The organism is Accumulibacter sp. (assembly GCF_023806625.1).
GTDB lineage: Bacteria > Pseudomonadota > Gammaproteobacteria > Burkholderiales > Rhodocyclaceae > Accumulibacter.
The window spans coordinates 1-9,885 of record NZ_JAMTDX010000101.1; the positions used below are offsets into that span (position 1 = coordinate 1).

The 9,885-nt window shown below is 67.2% G+C and carries 3 protein-coding genes; all 3 read left to right on the forward strand.

Annotation, left to right across the window (positions count from 1 at the left end):
- A partial coding sequence (locus NFW05_RS16285) for a tetratricopeptide repeat protein (RefSeq protein WP_295309359.1) occupies positions 1–1,500 on the forward strand: 1,500 nt, incomplete at its 5' end.
- Between the two features lie 201 nt (positions 1,501–1,701).
- Positions 1,702–7,104: an RHS repeat-associated core domain-containing protein gene (locus tag NFW05_RS16290; RefSeq protein WP_295309362.1), complete on the forward strand. Its 5,403-nt coding sequence runs from the start codon at positions 1,702–1,704 to the stop codon at positions 7,102–7,104.
- A 26-nt stretch (positions 7,105–7,130) separates the two neighbouring features.
- On the forward strand, positions 7,131–9,885 hold a 2,755-nt coding region (locus tag NFW05_RS16295), incomplete at its 3' end, for a tetratricopeptide repeat protein (RefSeq protein WP_295309365.1).

Genomic DNA, 9,885 nt, shown 5'->3' on the forward strand with positions numbered 1-9,885 from the left:
GCCGGCTGGCAGCGCGACCTGTCGGTGTCGCACAACAAGATCGGCGACCTGCTGAGAGCGCAGGGGGATCTCGCCGGCGCCGGCACGGCGTACCGGGCGAGCCACGCGATCCTCGAGCGCCTGGCGGCGTCCGACCCGGGGAACGCCGGCTGGCAGCGCGACCTGTCGGTGTCGCACAACAAGATCGGCGACCTGCTGCAGGCGCAGGGGGATCTCGCCGGCGCCGGCGCGGCGGTCCGGGCGAGCCTCGCGATCCGCGAGCGCCTGTCGGCGTCCGACCCGGACAACGCCGACTGGCAGCGCGACCTGTCGGTGTCGCACGACAGGATCGGCGACCTGCTGACGGCGCAGGGGGATCTGGCCGGCGCCGGTGCGGCGGTCCGGGCGAGCCACGCGATCATCGAGCGCTTGGCGGCGTCCGACCCGGGCAACGCCGGCTGGCAGCGCCACCTGTCGGTGTCGCACATCAAGATCGGCGACCTGCTGACGGCGCAGGGGGATCTCGCCGGCGCCGGCGCGGCGTTCCGGGCGAGCCTCGCGATCCGCGAGCGCCTGGCGGCGTCCGACCCGGGCAACGCCGGCTGGCAGCGCGACCTGTCGGTGTCGCACAACAAGATCGGCGACCTGCTGAGGGCGCAGGGCGATCTTTCCGGCGCCGGCGCGGCGTTCCGGGCGAGCCTCGCGATCATCGAGCGCCTGGCGGCGTCCGACCCGGGGAACGCGGAGTGGCAGCGCGACCTGTGGGTCAGCTATTGGCGACTGGCGCAGGCGGCCGAGGCGAGCGACCCGGGGGGCGCGATGGTCTGGTGGCGCAAGGCTTTCGTGCAGCTCGACGGGATGAACCGGCGAGGGATCATGGCTCCCGCGGACCAGCAGTATCTCGACGCGCTGCGGCAGAAGGTGGGCGGGGGCAGCGAACAGGATGCGATCGCCCTGTTCAACCTTGCCGACTCGCATCACTCGCAGGGCGACCTCGACGCGGCCGAGCCGCTCTACCGTCAGGCGCTTGAACTCGACGAACCGTTCATTGACTTCAAGTGTCTCCTCGGTCTCGCGATGCTCTACGGCGAGCGCGGTCGGGATCGCGAAGCGCAAGACACCTTCGCGCGCTGCGTCGAGGTCTGCCGCGAGCGGCTGCACGGAGCGACGACGCACTACCCCGCCTACACGCTGGCAATCGCGCTGCTCGGCGTCGGCGAGCCCGAACAGGCGCTGGCCGCGTTCGAGGACGCGCTCAGGGTCAACGCTTCGCCGGGCGCGATCGACGCCGCGCTGCTCGACATCGGCGTGCTGCAGCGCGGCCGTTCGCCGATCACCGGTGTCGAGGAGGTGCGGCAGCGGCTTCGCCGGGCGCTGCCCGCTCCACCGGAGGCACCGCCGGTCGATCATGCAGTGCCACCCGCGGCCGATGACGCGGCGCCACCCGCGGTCGGCCGCAACGACCCGTGCCCTTGCGGCAGCGGCCGCAAGTACAAGCATTGTCACGGGAAGCTGGCATGAACGCCTCTCGCCATCCAGCGGGCCGCCGCGGCTGCGCGAGGCGACCACGGCTGTCCGGCCTTGCCCGTATCGGCGCGTCGCCGCCAGCCATCGTGTCCGGCCGAAGCGATACCGCCTTGTCCAAACAACGCCGACGCCCTGGCGTTCGTCCTCGGTCCCGGTCGCCTAAACCCTTGCCGGTCTTTCACGCGGAGAATCCCGATGAAACCTCACCTTCTCTTGTGCCACAGCTTGCGCGCTCTGGCGCTAGGCGCACTCTGTGCGCTGACGCTCTCGCTCAGCGGACCGGCGATCGCCGCCGCGCCGAAGGACAACCCTGGCGAGCGCTTCGGCTGGAAGTTCGAATACGGCGATGGCGACCGGGTGAGCAAGGTCACCGACCCGGCGGGTCGCGAGACGCGATTCCAATACACCTTCGACAGCGGCAAACACCTGCGCAAGGTCGCCCGCGTGCGCGCGGGCGAGCCGACCGTCGCCCGCGAGTTCGACGAGTCGGGGCGGCTGCAGGCGATGAGCGACGCTGCGGGGAGCGTGAGCTACGGCTACGACGAACGCGGACGGCTCAGTCGCGTGCAGCGGCAGGGGGCGCCGGCGATCGGCTTCGTCCACGACCTGCAGAACCGGATGACGCGGCTGCAGGTCGGCGATTTCTACCGCATCGACTACGGCTACGACTTCCTCGGCCGCCTGGAGTCGATGAAGACGCCGGCAGGAACCGTCAAGTACGAGTATCAGACCGGGCAGGGCAGGGTCATCCGCACGCTGCCGAACGGTGTGAAGACAATCTGGGAGTATGAGCCGAACGGCCGCCTGAAACAGATCACTCACGCCGATTCGCGCAACGCGATCGTCGCCCAGTACACGTACCAGTACCGCGCAGACGGCCGGATCGCGGCGATCCGCGAAGTGAATGGTGGTCAGCAGGCGGTGAAGTCCTACGAGTACGACGTCGTCGGCCGGCTCGTCAAGGCGAGCGGCCCGTCCGGACAGCACGCCTACGAGTACGACGCGGTCGGCAATCGCACGAAGGCGACGACCGCCGGCAAGCCGGCGCAGACCTACACCTACGACTGGGCCGGGCGGCTGAAGACGGTCGATGGCGCGCCGACCGAACACGACGCGGCCGGCAACCTCACGTCGCTGACCATCGGCGGAGCGACGATCCGCTATCGGCACAACCAGGACGGCCAGCTCGCCGAGGTCGTCGATGCCAAGGTGACCTACCGCTACGATGGCGACGGCAACCTGATCAGCCGCCACGCGCCGGAGGGCGAGACGGCATTCGTTCCCGATCCCTTGGCGACGATCTGGCGGCCGCTGGTCATGACCGGCAAGGGTGGCCAGAGGACGCTGCTCGTCTGGGAAGGGAATATCCCGCTGATGATGATTCGCGACGGCAAGGCGGAATTCCTGCTGCACGATCATCTCGGGTCACAGCGATTGCTAACAGATGCTCAAGGGAGAATCGCTGGGCAACTCGATTACGAACCGTTTGGAGACATCCTCGCGCTGCGGAGTGTTACGAACTTGTCTGTTGGGTTTGCGGGGCTTTTCTGGGATCTTGGCAGCAACATATATCTATCACGCGCCCGCGCTTATGTACCCCTCCTGGCACGGTTTCTGGAGATAGACCCTCTAAAGCGCGCTCCGATCGGCTCGCAAGACACTTTTTCAGTATTCACATACTCCCACAGCGACCCGATAAACTTGGTAGATCGGGAAGGTAGAGAGGCAAGAAAACCACGAGCTCCTTTCGTCGTAAATCAGAATCCGCCCCGTCTTCCCATCGAGTTTCCAGACGAGAAGAAAGCGTTAGGCGAAACGGTGCCGCTTACGCAGTCACAAATAGGCAATCTACTCGCACAATACGACAGTTATCGAGACAAATATTTTTCAGACCGTTGGTGGATCGCAAAATCTGATAGACCCAGATACGAGCGGGAAGCGAATGCATACGCTTGGAAAATGTTCGCCACAGAGCATAGCGGCGTCCCGCAGCCGTTTATTGGAAAGAAGTTTCCAGAGATAAGAAACCAAGAATTGGCCTCACAGCTCGGGCAGTTTAGCCTTGATTGGGCGACAAGCCTCTATGTTGTGGAAACTAATCCACTACTAAATTGGTTCAGCAATTCGTTTCGGACCGATCAAGTATTGGCCCCTTTTGCGTCCCCACTAGATGGCGAACTAAATTTCTATGTCGACCAGAAAGGGAAATTGGTTGCTCATCCTTCTGCCGATACGCAATATGTGCTAGGTGATTACGGAGCGTACTTCTTCTGGAAGGACTTTTGGATTGCCAACAGAGCTGAGGATGCAAACTATGGCTCCTTTCAGACACTTTATCCTAGCAGCAATATTATTGCCGTGAAAGTTAACAGGTTCCTTTCCGACGGGGGTTCGTTGCACGACCTGCAGTTGGCACCCCCAACGGCTTCTTCCATTGGCGGCGGACCCAAAGCGGTGTTAGATGTAAAGGGAATAGACCCTCAGAGTCTCGAACGAGCGAGAGAGCTTGCAGACGTAATGATGACAAAGATTCGCGGAGCGCAAGGCGTCATAAAGAAGCATGAGATCAGTGGCGGCGATTGGCGCGTCGCGGGTCCCGGGGGAATGGCTTCTCCAGAATCGTACGCCGCGTTGCGGGAATACCGTGAACTGTCCCGCACGTCTCCGTCGCGTGTCGGCGGCGTCTGGCTCGGTGGTTCTGGCCAGACGCTGGCCGGCGCCGGGCTGTTCGACGGCGTCGCGCTCGACCGCAACCACAATCTCGTGCTGATCGGCAAGGGCGGTGGCGAGATCAAGCTGCCGCCGCTGCGCCTCGACGACGTCGTCACCATCTTCCGCTCGGTGTATCTCCATGGCGAGGGCCCGTCGGTGACCATCGACCCCAATCCGGAGAATCCGGAAGGCTCGGCGATGATCGTCCGCCACGGCAAGGCGACCGAGAACACCTACGTCGGCTGGGTGCTCTATCACGCCGACCGCCTGATGAAGGGCTACACGCTGGGCATCGACAACCTCACCGGCAAGGACGTGTCGACCGGCGTTCCCGGCTACGCGGCAGTGCTGGACACGATCTTCTTCGGTGGCGAAAGCCCGGAGAAGCTGCGCCAGCAGGGTCATTGGCAGCGCTTCTGGATCGTCCCGGCGGAGACACGCCGCCTGTCCGGCCCGAAGAAGGAGCTGACGCTCTTCGACATGCCGCTCGCCGTGCGCACGCAGTCGATGAAGTGGGACAAGGGCAAGCTCGTCGATGACCCGCAGGGCAAGTCGTCCCGGGGTGCGCTGGCGTTCAAGAACTGGTTTACGGCCAACTATGACGCGGTGGCCGGCGAACGTCTGCTGACGCCGCCGCGCGAATCGGGGATCACCAGCCCGGTGCCCGTGTTCACCGAGCTGCGGCGGATCGCGCTGATCACGGCGATCGCCGAGAAGCTGCGCGATCAGGGCGTGCCGCTGCCGTTCTGGATGCGCGACTACGAAGTGCGCCCGGTGCCGTTCGACAAGACGACGCCGGGTCTGCAGGTAACCAAGACGAAGTCGAACGTCGTCGCGCGCATCTACGGCGGCGTCGATCTCTCGGTTCCCGACAAGGACCGGAAGACCTACACCACGGCCTCCGAAGTGCCGGCGGCGGCAAAGGACGCGCCGGCGCTCCGCGAGAAGCTCACCCTCGCCGCCGCGCTCGAGAAAGGGGATTGGCCGCTTGCCGCGCAGTCCGAGCCGATGAAGCTGCGCGCGCTGGCGCGTGGCGGGGCGAACCATCAGGCTGTCGCGCTGCCTGGAGCCGACACGCAGGCGCTCGCGCCGGCGCGGCTCGAGGAAGTCGACCTCGTCGCGCCGGTGACCGGTCGCGAGCCGATCCGGCTGGTGCGCAGTTACAACTCGTTCTTCAACCCGAAAGGGCCGTGGGGCTCTGGCTGGGCGCTCGACCTGCCGCGGCTCGAAGCGATTCAGGTGCCGCTGGACCGCAACGAGAACAGCGTCCGCTTCCAGACCGGGTATGAACTGGTCACGCCGCTGAACAGCGCGCGCGCCCGCTTCATGCGCGAGGAACCGGTTGCGGAACTCGGCGGCGGGCGCCTGCTCGTCCCCGACGTGCCGGGCGAATTCTACGGCGTCGCCGACGCGAGCCCCGACTTCCTCAGCGGTCCGACCCGCGTGCTGCTGCGCAAGGATGCCGGCAGGTGGCACTTCAGCAAGAGCGGCGAACTCGTTGCCATCGAGGATGCCGGATCGCGAGTCGTCTACGAGCGCGACCAGCGCGGGCGCCTGACGCGCATCGTCGGCCTGCTCGGCAAGCGACCGGTGGCTTCGATTGCTCTGCGCTACGACAACGCCGGACGGATCGAGGGAGCCAGCGCGAAAACCGATCAGCGCGAGGTGGCGGTCCGCTACGAGTACGACGCCAATGGCCGGCTCGCGGCTGTCGCCTCGGACGCCGGGCGCACCGGTTACCGCTACGACGGCTCGCTGCTCACGGCGGTGACCCGTGGCGGTGCCGGCAAGGACGCGAAGCAGTCAGCGGAGAGCGTCGTGCAGCGCTTCGAGTACGGTCCGCGCGGGCAGTTGCGCGCGGAGGTCGGCGCCGATGGCGGCCGCACCGAATATCGTGTGAAGACCGAGGCGGGCGAGAGCAGCGTTTCCGCCGCCTATGGCTCGGGCAAGAACGCGCGCGAGGATGTTGTGCGTTACGATTCGGCGCTGCGACCTCTTGAGGCGAAGTACGCTGACGGCACGAAGGTCGCCTGGTCGTATCCCGCGGGCGGCGGTACGGTCGTCGACCTGACGCCGACGACCGGTGGCCGGATCCGGATGAGCGAAGCCGCCGATCAGCGCAGCCGCACCGTCGATCTCGATGGCAAGCGCAAGCTCGTTTCCCAGGTCGATGCCGCTGGCCGGCTCACCTCGCTGGCCGACAACGGCCAGATCCTGCTCCGGCAGACCTGGTCGCCCGACGGGCGGCTGCAGACTGCCGGAGACGAATCGAGCACCGCGCATTTCGAGTACAACGCCGACGGACTCCTGGCGCGCGTGCTGCTCGCTCCGCCCGGCGAGAGCGGCAAGTTCCGCATATGGCAGGCGACCCGCCTGGACCCCGCCGGCCGGCCAGTCGAAGTCACCGACTACACCGGTCTGCAGGCGTCGACCGATTACGACGACCGCGGCCGGTTGCGAGCGCGGCTGGTCAAGCGGGACGGCAAGAACTATGGCTTCGAGCTTGCCCGCGACGATGCCGGACGGGTTCGCGAAGTCAAGTCGTCGTGGGACACCAGCCGCTACGCCTACGACTCGGCCGGGCTGCTCAGCCGCAGCGAGGTCGAGGCGAGCGGCCAGAAGAGCTGGGCCGAATGGAAGGCCGGGCGCCTGCAGAAGGTGCGTCAGTTCGACGGCGGCGAGACCACGCTCAGCTACCACACGGACGCCAGGCGCGCCGGCCTGCCGAAGGAAATCGTCACGCCGAACCGGCTCGCGCTGGGCTACGACTACGACGCGGGCAACCGCCTCGCGCAGGTCACCGTGGGCAGGAACTACCGCCTGCTGCTCGACTACGACCCGAAGGGCCGGCTCGCGCAGTGGAGCTACGCGGCGCCGAAGCCCTGAACGCCTGATTGCGAAGGAGATCACCGATGCCCCTGGAACCCGCCACCCCGCCCCTGAAGAGCCGCGTCGTGCGCGTCTTCGTCTCGTCGACGTTCCGCGACCTGCAGGACGAACGCGACCGGCTCGTGAAGTTCACTTTCCCCGAGCTCCGCCGGCGCTGCCGCCAGCGGCAGGTCGAGTTCGTCGAGGTCGACCTGCGCTGGGGAGTCACCGAAGAACAGGCGGAGCGTGGCGAAGTGCTGCCGATCTGCCTTGCCGAGGTCGAGAACTGCCGGCCGTATTTCATCGGCTTGCTCGGCGAGCGTTACGGCACCGTCCCCGAATCGATCCAGCCGGAACTCATCGCCCTGCAGCCATGGCTCGCCGAGCATCGCGAGCGCAGCCTGACCGAACTCGAGATCCTGCACGGCGTTCTGCTCAATCCGGCGATGACCGCGCGGGCCTTCTTCTACTTCCGTGACCCGGCGTCGCTCTCCAACCTTCCGCCTGACCGCCGGGCGGACTTCGTCGCCGAGAGCCCGCAGGCAGCAACCCGGCTCGCCGCCCTCAAGGACGAGATTCGCCGGCAGGGGCTGCCCGTGCACGAATTCGCCGATGCGCCAACCCTCGGCGATCGCGTCCTCGAAGAACTCTGGCGGATGATTGACGCCGAATACCCCGCCGGCGCCGAACCCGACCCGCTCGATCGCGACTGGGCCGATCACGAAGCCTTCGCCGACGCGCGGCGCGGCGTGTACATCGGTCGCCGCGAGTACGACGAAGCGATCGAGAGACAGATCGGCGGGGAGGGTCCGCCGCTCGTTGTCCTCGGCGAATCCGGCGTTGGCAAGTCGGCGCTGCTGGCCAACTGGGCCGCGCGCCACCGGCAGCAGAACCCCGACGACTTCGTGCTGCTGCACTTCACCGGCAGCACGCCGGCCAGCGCCGACTACGTGGCGATCCTGCGGCGCATCTTTGGCGAGATTCGGCGGCGCTTGGGCGTCGAACAGCCGATTCCCGACCAGCCCGAAGCGCTGCGCGAAGCGTTTCCGGCCTGGCTTGCGCAGGCTTCGGCCCGGCTCTCGCACTCGGCCCGTTCCGGAGACGGCGCCGACGGTGCCGCCGATCGGCGCATCCCTCGCTTCATCCTCGTTCTCGACGGCCTCAACCAGCTCGAAGACCGCGATGCCGCGCCACACCTCGGCTGGCTGCCCGAGTACTGGCCGCCGCACGTGCGCCTGGTGGTGTCGACGCTACCCGGTCCGGGTCTCAGTACGCTGGCCACGAGGTCGTGGCCGACGCTGACCGTCGAAGCGCTGCGCCACGAGGAGCGGCGCACGCTGCTCCGCGACTATCTCGCGCAATACCGCCGGGCGCTTGAGGCGAGGCGAATCGAGCGCATTTGTACCGCTCCGCAGAGCGGCAACCCGATCTACCTGCGCGCGCTGCTCGACGAACTGCGCGTCTTCGGCATCCATGAGGCGCTTGACCAGCGCATTGCGCACTACCTCTCGGCGGCGACCGTCGAGGAACTCTTCGCACGGATTCTCGATCGCTGGCAGCAGGACTACGAAGCGCAGCGGCCGGGTCTCGTGCGCGACGCGTTCTCTCTCGTCTGGGCTGCGCGCCGCGGGCTTTCGGAGCGAGAGCTGCTCGATCTCCTCGGGCACGGCGGCGATCCGCTGCCGGCTGCGCTCTGGGCGCCGCTGTCGCTCGCCGCCGACCAATCGCTGGTCACTCGCTCCGGTCTCGTCAGCTTTGCGCACGACTTCCTGCGGCAAGCCGTGGCGAGCCGCTTCCTGGCCAGCGAGGATCTCAGGAACGCGGCGCACCTGCGCCTCGCCGACTACTTCGAAACCCGTGAGACCGGCGCGCGCAAGGCCGACGAGCTGCGCTGGCAGCTCGCCGCGGCGGAGAGTCCGGAGCGGCTGCTTGCCTGCCTCACCGACCTGCCGCTATTCCTCGAGCTGATGGCGGAGAGCAAGCGCTACGAGCTCCTCGGCTATTGGCTGGCTCTCGGCGAGCGCTACGACCCGGTCGCGGCGTACGCAGAAGCGCTGGAGCGACTCGAGCTAACGTCGGCGGAGAGCCTCATAACTGCTGGTTTCGCTTTGGAGGCGATCGCGGTGTTCTTGCACCTGAGCGCGCGATTCGCCAGCGCCGAGCCGCTGTTCCGCGGTGCGCTGGGGTTTTCGGAGAAAGTCCTCGGCCCCGAGCACCCCAAGACGGCGACGAGCCTGAACGCCCTCGCTTCGCTGCTGCAAGCCCAGGGCGACCTCGCCAGCGCCGAGCCGCTCCACCGCGGCGCGCTGGCGATCCGCGAGAAAGTCCTCGGCCCCGAGCATCCGGATACGGCGGCGAGCCTGAACAACCTCGCTTCGCTGCTGCAAGCCCAGGGCGACCTCGCCGGCGCCGAGCCGCTCTACCGCGGCGCGCTGGCCATCCAGGAGAAGGTCCTCGGCCCCGAGCGCCCGGATACGGCGACGAGCCTGGACAACCTCGCTTCGCTGCTGCAAGCCCAGGGCGACCTCGCCGGCGCCGAGCCGCTCTACCGCGGCGCGCTGGCGATCCGGGAGAAAGTCCTCGGCCCCGAGCACCCGGACACGGCGGCGAGCCTGAACAACCTCGCTTCGCTGCTGCAAGCCCAGGGCGACCTCGCCGGCGCCGAGCCGCTCTACCGCGGCGCGCTGGCCATCCAGGAGAAGGTCCTCGGGCCCGAGCACCCGGACACCGCGAGCAGCCTGAACAACCTCGCTTCGCTGCTGCAAGCCCGGGGCGACCCCGCCGGCGCCGAGCCGCTGT